The organism is Streptomyces sp. NPDC028368 (assembly GCF_055565615.1).
On the sequence record NZ_JBVHTY010000002.1, the window covers coordinates 221,050 to 238,412 of the forward strand.

Annotated in this window: 16 protein-coding genes and 1 other RNA gene; 9 read left to right on the forward strand and 8 right to left on the reverse strand. The window is 72.4% G+C overall.

The genetic code is table 11. The annotated features are described in order from the left end of the window. Nucleotides 1-40: 40 nt before the first annotated feature. Nucleotides 41-769 carry an ABC transporter permease gene (locus ACZ4S3_RS04545; RefSeq protein ID WP_467925602.1) on the reverse strand — a complete coding sequence of 243 codons (729 nt, stop codon included), beginning with the start codon at nucleotides 767-769 and terminating at the stop codon, nucleotides 41-43. Continuing rightward, nucleotides 769-1,677, reverse strand: a complete 909-nt coding sequence (locus ACZ4S3_RS04550; protein ID WP_467927280.1) for an ABC transporter ATP-binding protein — start codon at nucleotides 1,675-1,677, stop codon at nucleotides 769-771. The genes ACZ4S3_RS04545 and ACZ4S3_RS04550 overlap by 1 nt, the downstream gene beginning before the upstream one ends. Nucleotides 1,678-2,190: 513 nt before the next feature. Here ACZ4S3_RS04550 and ACZ4S3_RS04555 point away from each other — a divergent pair. Genes ACZ4S3_RS04555 through ACZ4S3_RS04565 form a run of 3 tightly spaced genes read left to right on the forward strand, consistent with a single transcriptional unit; the run spans nucleotide 2,191 to nucleotide 5,179 of the window. Further along, entirely contained in the window at nucleotides 2,191-3,078 is an 888-nt protein-coding gene (locus ACZ4S3_RS04555; RefSeq protein ID WP_467925604.1) for a MaoC/PaaZ C-terminal domain-containing protein, read from the forward strand. A gap of 37 nt (nucleotides 3,079-3,115) precedes the next feature. Further along, a complete protein-coding gene (locus tag ACZ4S3_RS04560; protein WP_467925606.1) occupies nucleotides 3,116-4,192 on the forward strand; it encodes a Zn-dependent alcohol dehydrogenase in 1,077 nt (358 codons plus the stop codon). Between the two features lie 30 nt (nucleotides 4,193-4,222). Next, on the forward strand, nucleotides 4,223-5,179 hold the full coding sequence (locus ACZ4S3_RS04565) for a 3-oxoacyl-ACP reductase (protein WP_467925608.1): 957 nt from the start codon (nucleotides 4,223-4,225) through the stop codon (nucleotides 5,177-5,179). 111 nt (nucleotides 5,180-5,290) lie between these two features. Here ACZ4S3_RS04565 and ACZ4S3_RS04570 read toward each other — a convergent pair whose 3' ends face one another. Beyond that, nucleotides 5,291-5,458 carry a hypothetical protein gene (locus ACZ4S3_RS04570; protein WP_467925610.1) on the reverse strand — a complete coding sequence of 56 codons (168 nt, stop codon included), beginning with the start codon at nucleotides 5,456-5,458 and terminating at the stop codon, nucleotides 5,291-5,293. 8 nt (nucleotides 5,459-5,466) lie between these two features. Then, on the reverse strand, nucleotides 5,467-6,867 hold the full coding sequence (locus ACZ4S3_RS04575; RefSeq protein ID WP_467925612.1) for a hypothetical protein: 1,401 nt from the start codon (nucleotides 6,865-6,867) through the stop codon (nucleotides 5,467-5,469). 199 nt (nucleotides 6,868-7,066) lie between these two features. Here ACZ4S3_RS04575 and ACZ4S3_RS04580 point away from each other — a divergent pair, with 199 nt between their 5' ends. The 3 genes from ACZ4S3_RS04580 to ACZ4S3_RS04590 are packed head-to-tail and all read left to right on the forward strand — an operon-like array spanning nucleotide 7,067 to nucleotide 9,894. Then, on the forward strand, nucleotides 7,067-7,951 hold the full coding sequence (locus ACZ4S3_RS04580) for a Nif3-like dinuclear metal center hexameric protein (protein ID WP_467925614.1): 885 nt from the start codon (nucleotides 7,067-7,069) through the stop codon (nucleotides 7,949-7,951). Continuing rightward, nucleotides 7,948-8,691, forward strand: a complete 744-nt coding sequence (locus tag ACZ4S3_RS04585; RefSeq protein ID WP_467927283.1) for a zinc ribbon domain-containing protein — start codon at nucleotides 7,948-7,950, stop codon at nucleotides 8,689-8,691. The genes ACZ4S3_RS04580 and ACZ4S3_RS04585 overlap by 4 nt, the downstream gene beginning before the upstream one ends. A gap of 3 nt (nucleotides 8,692-8,694) precedes the next feature. Continuing rightward, a complete protein-coding gene (locus tag ACZ4S3_RS04590) occupies nucleotides 8,695-9,894 on the forward strand; it encodes a bifunctional RNase H/acid phosphatase (protein ID WP_467925616.1) in 1,200 nt (399 codons plus the stop codon). A 123-nt stretch (nucleotides 9,895-10,017) separates the two neighbouring features. Here the strand turns inward: ACZ4S3_RS04590 and eda are convergent, their stop codons facing one another. Both eda and yaaA read right to left on the reverse strand, forming a co-directional pair. Beyond that, nucleotides 10,018-10,698, reverse strand: a complete 681-nt coding sequence (eda, locus tag ACZ4S3_RS04595) for a bifunctional 4-hydroxy-2-oxoglutarate aldolase/2-dehydro-3-deoxy-phosphogluconate aldolase (protein WP_467927287.1) — start codon at nucleotides 10,696-10,698, stop codon at nucleotides 10,018-10,020. 194 nt (nucleotides 10,699-10,892) lie between these two features. Further along, nucleotides 10,893-11,690: a peroxide stress protein YaaA gene (yaaA, locus tag ACZ4S3_RS04600; RefSeq protein ID WP_467925618.1), complete on the reverse strand. Its 798-nt coding sequence runs from the start codon at nucleotides 11,688-11,690 to the stop codon at nucleotides 10,893-10,895. A 161-nt stretch (nucleotides 11,691-11,851) separates the two neighbouring features. Here yaaA and ACZ4S3_RS04605 point away from each other — a divergent pair, with 161 nt between their 5' ends. Continuing rightward, entirely contained in the window at nucleotides 11,852-13,336 is a 1,485-nt protein-coding gene (locus tag ACZ4S3_RS04605) for an RNB domain-containing ribonuclease (protein ID WP_467925620.1), read from the forward strand. Here ACZ4S3_RS04605 and ACZ4S3_RS04610 read toward each other — a convergent pair. Together ACZ4S3_RS04610 and ACZ4S3_RS04615 are read right to left on the reverse strand one after the other, a co-directional pair. Then, complete coding sequence (locus ACZ4S3_RS04610) at nucleotides 13,323-13,883, reverse strand: hypothetical protein (protein WP_467925622.1); 561 nt, start codon at nucleotides 13,881-13,883, stop codon at nucleotides 13,323-13,325. The genes ACZ4S3_RS04605 and ACZ4S3_RS04610 overlap by 14 nt on opposite strands. After that, the gene (locus ACZ4S3_RS04615) at nucleotides 13,880-14,746 is read right to left on the reverse strand and encodes a MerR family transcriptional regulator (protein WP_467925624.1); all 867 of its coding nucleotides are present in this window, start codon (nucleotides 14,744-14,746) and stop codon (nucleotides 13,880-13,882) included. The genes ACZ4S3_RS04610 and ACZ4S3_RS04615 overlap by 4 nt, the downstream gene beginning before the upstream one ends. A gap of 77 nt (nucleotides 14,747-14,823) precedes the next feature. Here ACZ4S3_RS04615 and rnpB point away from each other — a divergent pair. Together rnpB and ACZ4S3_RS04625 are read left to right on the forward strand one after the other, a co-directional pair. After that, nucleotides 14,824-15,236, forward strand: an RNA gene (gene rnpB / locus ACZ4S3_RS04620) — RNase P RNA component class A. Nucleotides 15,237-15,898: 662 nt separating this feature from the next. Further along, nucleotides 15,899-17,335, forward strand: coding sequence for a serine hydrolase domain-containing protein (locus ACZ4S3_RS04625; protein ID WP_467925626.1), 1,437 nt, complete (start codon nucleotides 15,899-15,901; stop codon nucleotides 17,333-17,335). Nucleotides 17,336-17,363: the final 28 nt, after the last annotated feature.

Sequence of the window (17,363 nt, forward strand, 5' to 3'; positions counted from 1 at the left end):
TGTCTCGCACTGTCGCTTCCCAGGTCTGCGCCATCGTCGATCACACCGTCCGTGCGGCCCGACGGTACGCGTACACCGCGTAACCGCCGAAGAGTGCCAGCCAGGCGGCCAGCACCGCCACCGTGCCCAGGCCCGGTGCGCCGCCCTGGGTGACGCTCTGGCCGAGCTCGGCGAAGCGGTTGCCCGGCGTCCAGGCGGACAGCGAGCGCAGCCAGCCGGGGAACAGCTCCGGCGGGAACCACAGACCGCCGATGATCGAGATCAGCAGCATGCAGCCCGTGTTGACGACGCCGGTGGACTGCGAGGAGAGGCGATAGCCGTTGCCGAGGCCGAGCAGGGTGAAGGGTGCCGTGCCGACCCAGAGCAGTACGGCCAGCGCCGCCCACTGCCAGCCGGGCATCCGGACGCCGTTGACCAGCGCACCCACCAGCAGTACGGAGGCGATCGCGGGCAGCACCGTCACCGTGCTGGTCAGGCCGCGCCCCACCACCACCCGTACCGGGCTCAGCGGAGTGATGCGCAGCTGCCGCAGCCAGCCCAGCTGCTTGTCCTCGGCGACACCGGTGCCGGCGCCGATCGCCGCGCCCAGAGCGCCGTACGCGGCCATCCCGACCATCGAGGCCGTCTTCCACTCCATGCCCGCGCCGCCGGGGCCGGCGCCGATGTTGGTCATCAGCACATACATCAGCACCGGCATCCCGATACCGAAGATGACAAAGCCCCTGTCGCGCAGCGTGCGGCGGACTTCGAGGCGGATGTAGTCGAGCATTACGCGATCTCCTTCGGGGACGGGGCGGCGGACGGGGCCGAGGCCGGGGCCGTGAGCGTGAGGAAGGCGTCCTCCAGGCTGGCGGGGGCGACCTGCAGGCCCCGTACGAGACCGAGCCCGGCCAGCGCCAGGACCGTCGCGTCGGAGTCCGCCGTACGCAGCAGCGCGCGGTCGCCCCGTATCTCCACGGCGCTCACACCGGGCAGGGCCTGCAGCGGCTCGCTCGGCGCGCCCGCCAGGTCGAAGGAGACCAGCGCCCCGCCGGCCTGCCGCTTGATCTCTCCGCCGCTGCCGTCGGCGACCACCCGGCCGCCGTCGATCACCACGATCCGGTCGGCGTTGTCGTCCGCCTCCTCCAGGTAGTGGGTGGAGAACACGATGGTGTTGCCGCGCCGCGCGTACGCCCGCATCGAGCGCCAGAAAGCGCGGCGCGCCTCGACGTCCAGCGCCGCGGTCGGCTCGTCGAGCACCAGCAGCTCCGGATTGCCGGCCAGGGCGACCGCGAAGCGGACCCGCTGGGCCTGCCCGCCGGACAGCCGGTCCACCCGGCGCCCGCCGAATTCGCCCAGGCCCGCCAGCTCCAGGGCCTCGGTGACGTCCATGGGCCGGGGGTAGGTGGCGGCGACGAAGGTGACCAGTTCGCGGACGGTGACCCGCGGAATGGGCCGCCCGTCCTGCAGCATCGCGCCCACCCTGCCCGCCCGCACCGCCGCCTCGGGCTCGCCGCCGAACAGCCGCACCGTCCCCGAGGTGGGCGGCAGCAGCCCCAGCAGCATGTTGAGGGTGGTGGACTTCCCGGCGCCGTTGCGCCCGAGCAGTGCCACCGTCTCACCGGCCGCGATCTCCAGGTCCAGCCCCTGTACGGCACGCACCGCGCCGTAACTCCGGGTCACTCCCGAGAACCCCACCGCCGCCGCGCCGCCCGCCGTCCGCGCCGCGCTCACCGGCCCCGCCGTCCGCGTCCCGCCCGGCGACGCATCCGACGTCATGTCCGACGCCATGCTCGATGTCATGTCCGACCTCCCCGTTGTTTTCCTGTCCATGACGTTACGGAGAGTTGCGGCGGGGCGGCAGAGGCGAATGTGTGTGATCCGACCTGACAAATGTCATGGGGTCCGCCAGGCGGATGTCAGGAGTCCCCCGGCCACCACTCAGGGGCGCCCCCAGATGTTTCGGGGGCACCGTGACGGATGTCAGGGGCACCGGGCCCCCGCCCCCGTTCTGACAACGCGTCATGGGTCTTCCGGGTGCCCGGCGGATCGGCTATACATGAGGGCCATCGGCTAGAACGCGTTCTAGAAGTGCGTCGGCGACGGACGCCGCCGGGCCGACCCGAAACGACCCCGGCACGGCCGACGGTGCGGACGGCCGGGCCGGGGTCTTCACACCGTGCACCCCCGTGGTGAAGGAGCGACCGCCCCATGCCCATCGACGCCGCCAAGGCCACTTCCGCCGAGCCGCGGACCACCGAACTCGCCTGGGATCACAAGGACATCCAGCTCTACCACCTCGGCATCGGCGCCGGCGCCGCCACCCCCGGCAAGCCGCACCCCGCCACCGACCCCGACGAACTGCGCTACACCCTCGAGAGCGCGCTGCACGTCCTGCCCAGCTTCGCGACCGTCGCGGGCGGAGGCATGGCGGTGGCCGGCGGCCTTTCCGCCCCCGGTATCGATGTCGACCTCGCCGCCGTCCTGCACGGCGGCCAGAAAGTCACCGTCCACCGCGCCATCCCGGTCCGCGGCCGCGCCACCCAGACCTCCACCGTCCCCGCGGTCTACGACAAGGGGAACACCAAGAGCAACGCGGCCATCATCGTGCTGCGCTCCGAAGTCGCCGACGACGACGGCCCGTTGTGGACCTGCGACACCCAGATCTTCGTCCGCGGTGAGGGCGGCTTCGGCGGCGACCGCGGCCCCTCGGCCCGTCTCACACTGCCCGACCGCGCCCCCGACCGCACCACCGAACGGCTCATCCGCGAGGACCAGGCCCTGCTCTACCGCCTGTCCGGCGACTGGAACCCGCTGCACGCCGACCCGGAGTTCGCCAAGCTCGCCGGCTTCGACCGGCCGATCCTGCACGGGCTGTGCTCGTACGGCGTCACCCTCAAGGCCGTCGTCGACACCGTGCTCGGCGGCGATGTCGCGCGCGTCCGCTCGTACACCACGCGCTTCGCGGGCGTCGTCTTCCCGGGCGAGACGCTGCGGATCCGCATGTGGGAGGGCGAGGGCCGTACGCAGGTGTCGGTCACGGCGGCCGACCGGGACGATGCGCCGGTACTGGCGGACACCGTCGTCGAGCACAGCTGAGCCAGGGGACAGCCCGCAACCCGAGAGGAGCCGTGACATGCGCGCAGCCGTACAGCACGAGACAGGACAGGACAAACTCGAAGTTCTCGACGACGTCGAGGCGGTGGGCTTCGGGCCCGGCAAGGTCAGGATGCGGGTGCGGGCCACCGGGCTGTGCCACTCCGACCTCTCCGCGATGAACGGGGTGCTGCCGCAGCCCGCGCCGTTCGTCCCCGGGCACGAGGGCGCCGGCGAGATCCTGGACGTCGGCGACGGCGTCAGTGGCCTCAAACAGGGCGACCGTGTCCTGATGTGCTGGCTGCCCGCCTGCGGCAGCTGTCCGTCCTGCAAACGCGGCCAGACCCATCTGTGCCTGGCCGGATTCATGAACGCCGGCACCCCCAACTTCAAGCGCCCCGGCGGGGACGTCTTCGGCTTCGCCGGCACCGGCACCTTCGCCGAGGAGGTCGTGGTCGCCGCCAACTGCGCGGTCCCGATCCCGGACGACGTCCCGTACGAGATCGCCGCCCTGATCGGCTGCGGCGTCACCACCGGGCTCGGCGCCGCCATCAACACCGCCAAGGTGGCGGCGGCGTCCTCGGTCGCGGTGATCGGCTGCGGCGGCGTCGGTATCTCCGTCATCCAGGGCGCGAAGGCCTGCGGCGCGGCCCAGATCATCGCCGTCGACCCGGTGGCCGCCCGCCGCGAGGCCGCGCTCCGCTTCGGCGCCACCGAGGCGGTCGCACCGGACGAACTCGCCGACGCCAAGCAGCGGATCACCGCGGGGGAGGGCTTCGACTACGTCTTCGAGGTGGTCGGCAAGTCCGCCACCGCCCGCACCGCCTACGAGACGACCCGGCGCGGCGGCACCCTGTGCGTGGTCGGCGCGGGTGCGATGGACGACACCTTCCAGGTCAATATGTTCGAGCTGTTCTTCGACGAGAAGCGGATCCTGCCCTCGCTCTACGGCGGCGCGGATGTACTGCGCTCCTACGAGCGGGCGATCGCCCTGTGGCGGGCCGGCCGGATCGACCTCGAGGGCCTGATCACCCACCGCGTTCAGCTCGCCGAGATCAACGACGCCCTCGACCAGATGCGTTCCGGCACCGCGCTGCGTACCTGCATAGAGATCTGACGCACCCCGTCTGCCAAGGAGAGGACAGCAATGGCACAGCCACAGCCACTGCCGCTTGAGGGCCAAAGCGCGATCGTCACCGGCGCCGGCCGCGGCCTGGGGCGCGCCGAGGCCCTCGAGCTCGCCCGCCTGGGTGCCGCCGTCGTCGTCAACGACTTCGGGCAGCCGGGCCGGGACGGCACCGGCGAGGCATCCGCCGCCCCGGCCGAGGAGGTGGCCGCCGAAATCCGGGCGGCGGGCGGCCGGGCCGTCGCCCACCTGGGCGATGTCGCCGACTTCGAGCAGGCCCGTGCGCTGGTCCGGCTGGCCGTCGACAGCTACGGAAAACTCGACATCCTGGTCAACAACGCGGGCATACTCCGCGACCGGATGGTGTTCTCCATGACCGAGGACGAATGGGACTCGGTCATCCGCGTCCACCTCAAGGGCCACTTCAACACCACCCACTTCGCCGCGGTCCACTGGCGCGCCCGCTCCAAGGAGGCCGGCGGCCCCGTCTACGGGCGGATCGTCAACACCTCGTCCGAGGCGTTCCTCGCGGGTTCGGCGGGCCAGCCCAACTACGCCGCGGCCAAGGGCGGCATCGTGGGGCTGACCACCTCCACGGCGCTGGCGCTCGCCAAGTACGGCGTGACCGCCAACGTCATCTGCCCGCGCGCCCGCACCCGGATGACCGAGGACGTCTTCGCGGGCTTCGGTGAGCCGGCCGAGGGCAAGCTGGACGCGCTCGCGCCCGAGCATGTCTCGCCGCTCGTGGGTTATCTGGCCTCCCCGGCCGCCGCCCGGGTCAACGGCCAGCTGCTGGTCGTCCACGGCGGCATGGTCGCCATCGCCGAACGCCCGAGGATCGCCGCCAAGTTCGACACCGCGAAGGACGCCTTCAGCTTCGAGGAGCTGGACGGTCTGCTCACGCCGTACTACGCCGAGCGGCCGCCGAACGAGACGTTCGCGGCGGCCGAGGTCCTGGGCCTCAAACACGACGGGTGACACGTCGGCCGACACACAACGGCCGTGGCCGCCGCCCGGATCAACCGGATGCGGCGGCCACGGCCGTTGTCCGTCCCCTTGGCGGAAAACCGCCGGTCCGGAGCGGACGCGTTACGCGCCCTGGGTCTGCTTCTCCCGGCGGTGCCGGCCGTGCACATCGGCCTGCGCCTGCTCCGTGGCGGCCGGGCCACGGTGCCTGCCGGAGCTTGCCGTCTCGGCGGCCTGGGCGGACCCCTCGTGGAGGCGCGCTTCGGTCGTGTCGTTTCGGGCTTCGGACATGGAAAAAGTCACTCCGTCAGATCGCTTACAGCTGTACGCGTCGGGACCTCCCCCAGCAACCGCCGGGGCTGCCCCCAAGCGGAAGTGTCGGTGGCCGGGTCAACCGGCTGCGTAGCCCCCGACGGAATTCTAACTTGGCGGGAAATGGCGCTCCACGGGGCTTCCGGGGTCGCCAGAGGTGCCTGTTGCAGGGGTACTGGCCTGCATGTTTGGGGATGCGCGGGGACTTCCGGCGGTTCCGCGCCGAGGCCTGGAAGTTGTGCAGATGATGTGGAGTCGTTGTTGGCATCCCCTGCATCCGGGACAATCCCGCCCCCGGCGGCCGCCGCGATCTCCACGTGCGAGCCGGAACCCGGCCCCGGCCCCGGCCGCGCACCCGAACCCGAACCCGGTACCGGCCCCGGCGGTACGGCCATCCGCGCCACCCCGCACGGCGCCGCCTCCGTCGCGCACGGCAGCAGCAGTTCGCCGCCCGCTGTCCACAGCCCGCTCCCCGCCAGCCACCCCTCCGGCACCGGCAGCTGCCGCAACTGCCGTCCCGAGGGCCGCCAGACGCCCAGCCGCGTCCCGTCCGCCGTATCGATCCGGAACGCCACCGCGCAGCTCTCCGGCATCAGCATCTGGCCGGGCTGTACGGCGAACGGTGTGACGAACCCGTCGGCCGGACGCAGGCATTCGGGGAAGCGCACCGGCAGGCTGCTGCCCAGCACGCCCCAGCCGAGCCGGTCGTGCCCGGGGGCGTCCGACCGCAGCAGCAGCAGTCCGCTGTCCGGATCGGCCAGCAGCAGACGGTCGTTGCTCTCCTCGGTGATCTGCAGCAGCGGGCTGGCCTCGCCGCCCCGTTCCAGATCGAGCACCACGGTCTTCGTGCGGCCCGCCAGCTCCCGGTCCAGGGCCAGCAGCCGGCCGTCGCGATCCAGCCAGACGCCGCCCTTGCAGCGCCCCGGGATCTCGGTGACCCGCTCGGGGCCGTACGCCCCGCCGTGCACCAGCCACAGGACGGTGCTGTGCTCGCCGGGCGCCAGGGCGTAGCCGAGCGCGCCGCCCGGCGTGGGCGGCAGCAGGGTCAGCTCGTGCGCCGGCACGGCACCCAGCAGGAGTTCGCCCGTTCCCGGGCCGGTCGGATAGAGAAGGGACAGGGCGAAGCGGTCGGCGACCCGGCGCAGGATCAGCACCCGGCCGTCGGCGAGCGGCAGCAGTTCGCTGTCCGGCTCCTCGGGCTGGCTGCCGGGCAGCGGTACGGCATACGGCTCGGGGCCGCTCAGCGTCCAGCGCTCCGGAAACCGGCTCCCGGCGGCGTCGTCGTGACGGGCGAGCCGGGCGGCGTACGAGCCGTCGGCGGCGATGGTCAGCGCCGCGCGGTACGGGCTCCCGAGCGCCGTGGCGTCCTCAGTGGCACAGATCGTCATCGAGTGGTCACCTCCAGTCAGGAAGCGACGGTAGTTTTCGCACTTCCGGCCGATCAACGCGAGTTGCCGCACTTCACGCATAAGGGTGGCAGATGTCCGGTTCGCCGGTCATGGGTGGGGCGGTTGTGCTTCGCCCATGCGTCCGGTGTTGGGGCATCGGCCCCGCGTCCTGTCACAGCTGGGGGGTAACCTTCCACCCGTGCCCGTACTGTCTGAAGTCCTCACCGCGCTCGACGCCCTCTGGCCCCCCGAGCGGGCCGAAGGGTGGGACGCCGTCGGCACGGTCTGCGGAGAACCCGGCACCGAGGTCCGCCGTGTGCTGTTCGCCGTCGACCCGGTCCAGGCAATCGTCGACGAGGCGGTGCGGCTCGACGCCGATCTGCTCGTCACCCACCACCCGCTCTATCTGCGCGGTACGACGACGGTCGCGGCCTCGACCTTCAAGGGCAAGGTCGTCCACACCCTGATCAAGCACGACATCGCGCTGCATGTCGCGCACACCAACGCCGACACCGCCGACCCCGGTGTCTCCGACGCCCTGGCCGGCGCCCTGGATCTGCGGATCCTCGGCCCGCTGGTGCCGGACCCGAGCGATCCGGCCGGCCGCCGCGGCCTGGGCCGGATCTGCGAGCTGGCGCACCCGATGACGCTGGCCGACCTGGCCTCGTACGTGGCCGCGCGGCTGCCCGCCACCGCCCAGGGCATCCGGGCGGCCGGCGACCCCGACCGCGAGATCCGTACGGTCGCCGTCTCCGGCGGCTCCGGTGACAGCCTCTTCGACGACGTACGGGCGGCCGGTGTGGATGCGTTCCTCACCGCCGACCTGCGCCACCACCCGGCCTCCGAGGCCACGCAGACCACCGGGAACAGCCCGCCGGCGCTGCTCGACGCCGCCCACTGGGCCACCGAATGGCCGTGGTGCGAGCAGGCCGCGGCCCAGCTCGACGCGGTCTCCGACCGGCACGGCTGGGGCCTGCGCACGCATGTCTCCCGTACGGTCACCGACCCCTGGACCGCCCACGCGGCGTCCGCCCCGCTCACCACCCCCGTTGAAAAATCGCACACCACAGGAGCCCCCCGCTGAACGCCGCGCCCGCCGACCAGATCCGCCTCCTCGACGTCCAGGCGCTGGACGTGAGGCTCACCCAGCTCGCGCACCGGCGCAAGAACCTGCCCGAGCTCGCCGAGCTGCAGACCCTGGAGGCCGACCTCACCCAGCAGCGCGACCTGCTCGTCGCCGCGCAGACCGAGGAGAGCGACACCAGCCGCGAGCAGACCAAGGCCGAGCAGGACGTGGACCAGGTGCGCCAGCGCGCCGCCCGCGACCAGAAGCGCCTGGACTCCGGCGCCGTCACCTCCCCTAAGGACCTGGAGAACCTCCAGCACGAACTGACCTCGCTGGCCAAGCGGCAGGGCGACCTGGAGGACGTCGTCCTGGAGGTCATGGAGCGCCGCGAGGCCGCCCAGGAGCGGGTCGCCGAGCTCACCACCCGGGTCGCGGCCATCCAGGCCAAGGCCGACGACGCCGCGGCCCGCCGCGACGCCGCGTTCGCCGAGATCGACGCCGAGGCCGGCACGGCCACCAAGGAGCGCGAGCTGACCGTCGCCGACATCCCGGCCGACCTTCTCAAGCTCTACGACAAGATCCGCACCAAGGAGGGCGGCGTCGGCGCCGCCCGCCTCTACCAGCGCCGCTGCGAGGGCTGCCGCCTGGAGCTGAACATCACCGAGGTCAACGACGTCCGGGCGGCCGCCGCTGACACCGTTCTGCGGTGCGAGAACTGCACCCGCATCCTGGTCCGTACGCCCGACTCGGGTCTGTAGGTCATGGCGCGGAAGTTCATCGTCGAGGCGGACGGCGGATCCCGGGGCAACCCGGGGCCGGCCGGCTACGGCGCGGTGGTCCTCGACCCGGAGACGGGTGAGGCGCTGGCCGAGGCCGCCGAGTACATCGGCACCGCGACCAACAACGTTGCCGAGTACAAGGGCCTGCTGGCCGGGCTGCGCGCCGCGCTCGCCCTGGACCCGCAGGCCGCCGTCCATGTCCGGATGGACTCCAAGCTGGTCGTCGAGCAGATGTCGGGCCGCTGGAAGATCAAGCACCCGGACATGAAGCCGCTGGCCGCCGAGGCCAAGACGATCTTCCCGCCCGATCAGGTCACCTACGAGTGGATTCCGCGGGAGAAGAACAAGCACGCGGACCGGCTCGCCAACGAGGCGATGGACGCGGGCAAGACCGGCAAGCAGTGGGAGCCGCGCGATTCCCGCGCGGCGCTCGCCGCCCCGGCCGCGCCCGCCCGCAGCGCCGCGGCACGCGCCGCCGATGAGGCCGCGGACGAGGCGGCCGCCTCGTCGGCCGATGAGGCCGCGGCCCCGCCGGTCGGCTGGGGCGCTCCCGACCTCGGCGCGCCCGCGACCTTCGTCCTGCTGCGGCACGGCGAGACCGCGCTGACGCCCGAGAAGCGGTTCTCCGGCAGCGGCGGCAGCGACCCCGAACTCTCCGCCGTCGGCCACCGCCAGGCCGAGGCCACCGCCGCCGCGCTCGCCGCCCGCGGCACGGTCCAGGCCGTCGTCAGCTCACCGCTGCGGCGCTGCCGGGAGACCGCGCAGACGGTCGCGGCCCGGCTCGGTCTGGAGGTCCGTATCGAGGAGGGTCTGCGCGAGACCGACTTCGGGGCCTGGGAGGGGCTGACCTTCGCCGAGGTGCGCGAGCGCTTCCCCGAGGACCTCGATGCCTGGCTGCGCTCCGCCAAGGCGGCGCCCACCGGCGGCGGCGAATCGTTCGCCACGGTCGCCCGCCGGGTCTCGGTCGCCCGCGACAAGCTGATCGCCCGGTACGCCGGAAAGACCGTCCTGCTGGTCACCCACGTCACGCCGATCAAGACCCTGGTCCGGCTGGCGCTGGGCGCACCGCCCGAGTCGCTGTTCCGGATGGAGCTGTCCGCGGCGTCGCTGTCGGCGATCGCGTACTACGCCGACGGGAACGCCTCGCTGCGGCTGCTGAACGATACGGGGCATCTGCGGTAGCGACCCGCCCACGGGAAAGGGCCCGGGACATGGGACGTCCGACGTCCCATGTCCCGGGCCCTTTGTTGCGTGCAGGCAGCTGTCAGGCAGCCGTCAGGCCACCGCTCAGGCCGCTCGGACGGCTCAGGCCGCCAACTCCGCCGCCTCCTGGGCGAGTTGGCGCACCCGTGCCCAGTCCTTCGCGGCCAGCGCGTCGGCCGGGAGCATCCAGGTGCCGCCGACACACCCCACGTTCGGCAGCGCCAGATACGAGGGCGCCGAGGCCAGGCCGATCCCGCCGGTGGGGCAGAAGCGGGCCTGCGGCAGCGGCGCGGCCAGCGACCTGAGGTAGGACGTCCCACCGGCCGCCTCGGCCGGGAAGAACTTCAGCTCGGTGATGCCCTCGTCGAGCAGGGTCACCACCTCCGAGGCCGTCGAGACGCCCGGCAGGAACGGCATCCCGGAGTCCTTCATCGCGCCCAGCAGCCGGGGTGACCAGCCGGGGCTGACCAGGAACCGGGAGCCGGCCGCGCGGGCCGCCTCGACATGCTCCGGGGTGAGCAGGGTGCCGGCGCCGACCACCGCGTCCGGGACCTCGTCGGCGATGGCCCGGATGGCGTCCAGCGCGGCGGGCGTCCGCAGGGTCACCTCGATCGCGGGGAGCCCGCCCGTGACGAGCGCACGGGCCAGCGGTACGGCGTCGGCGGCGTCCTGCACGACGACGACCGGAATGACGGGGGCGAGCCCGAGGACCGAAGGGGCGGCGGCGGGCGCGGGGGTGGAATCGGGCGCGGGGGAGGGGGCGGCGCTAGTCACGCCGCCCATAGTGCGTCCCCCGCCCCATTCCTCGCAACGGTCGTTGCGCATGTTGCAATGAACTGCCGAGCTCGGTCCGAAGCCGAAGCCGAAGCCGAAGCCGAAGCCGAAGCCGAAGTCGAAGCCGAAGCCGAGTGCGGGTCCGGGTCGGAGGCCGAGCCCGAGGCCGACTCCCAGTGCTGGGAGGTGGGACGTGGGACGTCCTACAACTCCGTCACGATCACGTCGACGCCCCACGCCTTGCCGCCCTTGGCCGGGGCCTCGGCCTCCACCACGTAACCGAGCCCGCGCAGCGCCTCCACCAGCTCCGCGGGATCCCGCGGCCGCAGACCCGCCATCAGCAGGTCCCGGACCAGCCGCCCCTTGGTCGCCTTGTTGAAGTGGCTGACCACCGACCGCTTCTCCACCCCGTCCACGATCTTCGACTGCAGCACCCGCACCGTGGCGGTCCGCCCCGCCGCCTCGCCCTTGGGCCGCCACGCCGTCGCATACGCCGCCGACCGCAGATCGAGCACCAGCCCGTCCCCGGCCGCCTCGGGCATCACCTCGGCCATCGGCGCCCGCCAGTACGCGCCCAGCGCACCCAGCGCGGGCAGCTTCACGCCCATCGAGCAGCGGTAGGACGGGATCCGGTCGCCGATCCGTACGGCGCCCCACAGCCCCGAGAACACCAGCAGCGACTCCTCCGCCACCTTCCGCGCCCGCGCGTCCAGCGAGGCCAGCCCCAGGGCGTCGTAGAGCACCCCGGTGTAGATCTCCCCGGCCGGCCGGGTCCCCGCCGTGCGCAACCCGGCGTTCTTGGCGATCTCGCCCTTCAGCCCCTCGCTGAGCCCGAGCACCTCCTGGGCCTTGGTCTCGTCCGCCGCACACAGCTCGACGAGCTCCTCCAGTACCGCCTCACGCGATGCGGTCAGCCCCGTCAGCGACAGTGATCCCACGTCCAACGTCGCCCCAGTACCTCCCGCGGCCTTCCCTTCGGACGGCGGCAACAGCACGAGCACGGTGTTCTCCTTCACGGCGGTACGGGCGGGGGTGCGGCCCCGGGAAAGCGTAGGGCCTGCGACGGGCGGCCGGAGAACCCGCGCCCCCGGCGGGAAACCCCTGGCCCGGGGCGGACGATCACACCGCGCCAGCAGCGCCCACCCGCCATACGCTCGGTTCCATGCCCCGTCGCCATATGCATGTGACCGACGCTGCCGAGGCCCCGCTGCGCGCCGCGCTGCATGACCTGCGCGCAAAGATGGAGATCCCGGACCACTTCCCGCCCACGGCACAGGCCGAGGCGGACAGCGCCGCCCGTGCCCCGCGCATCCCGGCCGCCGACGGCGCAGTGGTGACCGAGCACACCCTCGAGGACGCCACCGACATCCCCCTCTTCACCGTCGACCCGCCCGGCTCCCTCGACCTCGACCAGGCCATGTTCCTGTCCCGGCGGCCCGGCGGAGGCTTCCGTCTCCACTACGCCATCGCCGACGTCGCCTCCTTCGTGACCCCGGGCGGTGCCCTGGACGCCGAGGCGCACCACCGCGTGGCCACCCTCTACTTCCCCGACGAACGGGTCCCGCTGTACCCGCACACCCTCAGCGAGGGCGCCGCCAGCCTCCTGCCCGACCAGGACCGTCCGGCCGTCCTGTGGCAGCTCGACCTCGACACGCACGGCGCCCTGGCCACCACCTCCGTACGCCGCGCCATGGTCCGCTCCCGCGCCCGGCTCGACTACGCCGGCGTCCAGCGGGTCATCGACGACAGGACGGCCGAGGAACCGCTCGCCCTGCTCCGCGAGATCGGCCTGCTCCGGGAGGAGCTGGAGGTCGCCCGGGGCGCGATCTCCCTCAGCGTCCCCGAGCAGCAGATCGTCGAGCACCACGGCTGCTACACCCTCGCCTACCGTGCCCCGCTCCCGGCCGAGGGCTGGAACGCGCAGATCTCCCTGCTCACCGGAATGGCCGCGGCCGAGCTGATGCTCGCCTCCGGCACCGGCATTCTGCGTACGCTGCCGATCGCCCCCGACGGTTCCGTGGCCCGCCTGCGGCTGACCGCCCGCGCCCTCGGCGTCGACTGGCCCCACCACACCTCGTACGCCGCGCTCATCCGCACCCTCGACCCGCGCCGCGCCACCCACGCGGCCTTCCTCCAGGAGTGCACCACCTTGCTGCGCGGCGCCGGCTACACCGCCTTCGACGGCGCCGCCCCGGACGCCGGTGCCGCGCAGCACGCCGCCGTCGCCGCCCCGTACGCGCACGCCACCGCGCCGCTGAGACGGCTCGTCGACCGCTACACCTCCGAACTGTGCCTGGCGGCCTCGGCCGGCGCCGCACCGGCCGACTGGGTCCGCGGCGCGCTGGCCGCCCTGCCGCACGAGATGGAGACCGGCACCCAGCACGCCAACCAGGTCGAACGGGCCTGTGTCGACCTGGTGGAGGCGGCGCTGCTCCGCGACCGGGTGGGCGAGACCTTCGACGCCCTGGTGGTCGAGACCGAGCGGGACGATCGGACCCAGGGCACCGTCCACCTCTACGACCCGGCGGTCATCGGCCGCATCGAATCCGCCCCCGATGGCCCGGACCTGCCCCTCGGCCACCGCATCCAGGTCCGCCTGACCGCCGCCGACCCGGGCCACAGCCCGGTCCGCTTCACCCCTGCCTGACCGCCGCCGGTCCGGCCGCCGCCGCCCGTACGGCCGCCACCGCGCCCCGCGCGTCATCGGCATGGAACCGCACCGTACGCACCCGCTCCCGCCGCCCCAGCATCCGTACGGCAACGACCGGTTCGGCCAGCTCCACGGTCACCGACGTCTGCCCGCCCACCGCCAGGGCCGCCACCCCGTCCTTGCCCTCGCCGTCTTTGGGGGACCGCAGGTCATGACGCACCGAGACGATCGCCTCCAGGGGTATCCGCAGCTCCCTGCGGGCGCCGTCGCGCAGCCGGAGGGAGTCCGCGCCGAGCACATGCGGCCGGGTGACCGCCGCCGCCTGGAACCCCAGCATCATCAGCACCGTGTAGATATCGACAGCCAGCATCACGCCATGCGCCACCGGATGGTCCGCGAGCAGCACGCTCACCCCGACCGTCTCCACCACGCACACAAACGTCAGGGCGTAGACGACCGCCGCCTGCCCCGCCGCGTACGGCAGGGCCCGCTCGCCCGCCGCCACCCCGATCCGCCGCCGCGCCACCCAGCACCCCAGGCTCACCAGCCACCGGGCCTCATGGGCGGCCAGCAGGCGCAGCGCGCCGCGCCGGCTCCCCGGGCACGCTCCGCGACCAGCCGGATGGCCTCGCGTACGGCCCGTGCCTGCGCGGGCGCGAAATGCGCGTAGTACGCCGCCAGGAATCCGCCGTCCGCCTCCGCGCACGGCCCGGCCGCCCGCGCCCACGCCGCCACGCCCGTCTCGGCTGTCACCGCGTCCGGAATGCAGTCGGCGAGCGCCCGCGCGGCCTGGGCCACCCGCGGATCGTCCGGCTCGGCCTGCGCCAGCGAGTCGAGCAGCTCGTACACCTCGTACGTCCGCTCCATCGCCCCCGGCGCGGCCGTCACCTCCGCGAGCAGCTCCACCATCCGCCTGCCCGCGCCCTCTCCGGCCGTGGACTCGAGCAGCGCCAGCACCTCCCGTTCGGTCGCCGCCATCGCGGGCTCGGGGCCGGGGCGTGCGGCCGAGGTACGGGCCATCCGCGCGAACAGCTCCGCCAGTTGCTCCGATACGGGCCCCTCCTCCGGCAGCCCGCCGTGCTCCTTTGCCCGCCGCAGCAGCGCCGCCAGCCGCGCCCGGCGGCCCCGTATCTCCGCCTCCTGCCGCGCCAGATCCGCATCCAGCTCCACGAGCACCTCCCTCAGCTCCCGCCCGGCGTCATCGGCCAGCACATCCCTGACCTCCTCCAGACCGAGCCCCAGCTCCGTCAGCCGCCGCACCCGCGCGAGCACCACCGCATCGCGCATCCCGTACTCCCGATAGCCATTGGCCCGCCGCTCCGGCTCCGGCAGCAGGCCCACCTGGTGGTAGTGGCGCACCGTGCGGGTGCTGATCCCCGCCAGCGCGGCGAGTTCTCCGATCCTCATGCGGCCAGTAGAAACGTTGCCGCTGCGGCAAGGTCAAGGCGCGGTGTCCCGCCAGGTAGCATGGGCGGCACGGCGGACGAGCCGGCCGGGCGGCCGCGTGAGGACCTTGACGGTTCTCCCGAGGAACGTCCGGGCTCCACAGGGCAGGGTGGTGGGTAACGCCCACCCGGGGTGACCCGCGGGACAGTGCCACAGAAAACAGACCGCCGGGGCCGCAAGGTCCCGGTAAGGGTGAAACGGTGGTGTAAGAGACCACCAGCCTCCGAGGTGACTCGGAGGGCTAGGTAAACCCCACCCGGAGCAAGGTCAAGAGGAGCCGCCATCCCGGCTGGGACGACGGCTCTGCGCGGACGATCGAGGGCTGCCCGCCCGAGTCCGCGGGTAGACCGCACGAGGCTGTCGGCAACGACAGCCCTAGATGGATGGCCGCCTCCCCTCGGCCCGCAAGGACCGGGGGAGACAGAACCCGGCGTACAGGCCGACTCGTCCGCCGGCTAGCCGGCAGAGGGCCCCTGATCTGGCAAGACACCAGGTCAGGGGTCATCTTTGCTTCTGGGGCCCTGCGGCACAACAGGCGCTCTTCGTGGCTGTTTCCGGGTGTTTCTCAGTGCGGCGTGGCGATCCTGTGGCGGTGGGGGAGAGGAGCGCCACAGGGCGGCCGAGGCCACCGGGATCCCGTTCGAGGCGATCCGGGAGGCGGACCGGATCGCGTAGCTGGGTTGAGGCACGCAGACGGTGACGAACGGGACGCGGCCGGATCGACCCCTCCCCGAAGAATCCCTCCGGTTTTCTCCGGTGTCCCTTTCTCCTTTCTCCGGGACGAGTTCGGCGGTCATGCCGCTGCTCGGTCCGGAGTTGCTCGACACCGCGCCGCTGTTCCAGGCCACCTTCGTCATGAACTGTGCGCGCACTCCCGGCACATGTCCTGGCACCGGTGCTCCTCGCAAGCACACTCCCGGACCGTGCACAGATGACACATGTCATCAGTCCTGATGAGAAAGGTCGTTCCAGGGGAGGAGGGCCGCGCAGGTGCCGGTCGGGAGAATCGAGGAGACCGAGATCACCAGCAAAGACCAACGGGCAATTGGCAGTTGACGGATGGCTCTCAGCCGCCAATTGGCACGTTGTGGCTATGACGTAACGGGAGACGCCATGCCTTTGACCCACCCCGACCGCCGCCGTCGTGCATATATCGCCGGTACCACCACGGCCGTTCTGCTCTCGCTCGTGGCAGCGGCGGCGCCGGACCGGGCTGCCGCCGCCACCCCCACGTCGCCAATCCCGTCCCTTTCCGCTTTCGCTTCCACTCCCCATTCCGCGGCGAGCGCCCGCACCGTCCTGGACCGGGTGGAACACCCGAGCCGGCCGGGCCGTCTCGACCACAAGGCCCTGGACAAGAAGCTGGCGGCAATCCACTCGGCCGGCATGTACGGCGTCTATGCCGCCGTGCGGAACGGCCGGGACGAGTGGCGGGGCGCCGCCGGTATCGCCGACGTCGCCACCAAGCGCCCCGTCCGCCCCGAAATGCAGCACCGCATGGGCAGCATCACCAAGGCGTTCACTTCGGTCGCCGTGCTCCAGGAGGTCGGCAAGGGCCGGATCGACCTGGACGCGCCGATAGCCCGCTACCTCCCGGACCTCGTCCCCGGCGAACGCGGCCGGAAAATCACCGTACGCATGCTGCTCAACCACACCAGCGGTATCGCCGACTACATCACCTCCGCCTTTCCCTCCCTCCTTCAGCTCAAGACCGACAGCCTGGACACCAACCGCTACCGTCACTTCGACCCGGACGAACTGGCCCGCTACGGCCTGCGCGCACAGCCGACCGGTAAGCCGGGCGAGAAGTGGTCCTACTCCAACACCAATTACGTCATCGCCGGAATGCTGCTGCAGAAGGTCACCGGGCAGAATCCGCAGGAATACATCACCCGGAACGTCATCCGTAAGGCCGGGCTGAAGCACACCTATTTCCCGGCCTCCGCCCGTATTTCGGGCCCGCATTCCAAGATGTACGAGTCCTTCTACGGGTTGATCGACCCGGCCCGTGACTACAGCACCTACGACATGTCCTGGGCCGGCACCGCCGGTGCGCTGATCTCGACGATGGAGGATGTGAACGACTTCTACCGGGCGCTGCTGACCGGCAAGTTGCTCGCCCGCGCCGAACTCCGCCAGATGCAGACCACCGTCGACGCCAAGGACGCCCAGGGCAATCTCCTGATGCGCTACGGGCTCGGCGTAGGCGCGGTCGACACGTCGTGCGGGCGGTTCTGGGGGCACACCGGAGCGGTATGGGGCGCCGAGTCGGTGACCTACTCCAGCCCGGACGGCAAGCGCCAGATGACGTTCGGCCTCAACCGCGCCAAGTACCAGCAGCTCGATGAGCAGGGCCGGGTAAAGCCGGGCCCGATCGACTCCGCGACCGGGGTGTTCACCTCCGAGGCGATGTGCAGCATCGACGCACCCGCCGCGGCCGACCGGCCGAGCCGGCCCGGTAAGCCGTCCGCCCGGCCGGCAGCCCCGCTCACCCAGCCGCTCACCCAGCCGCTCACCCGGCCGCTCGCACCTCCGCTACCGCTCGGCTGAGCCCCCTCCGCGGTGCGCATCGGCCCGG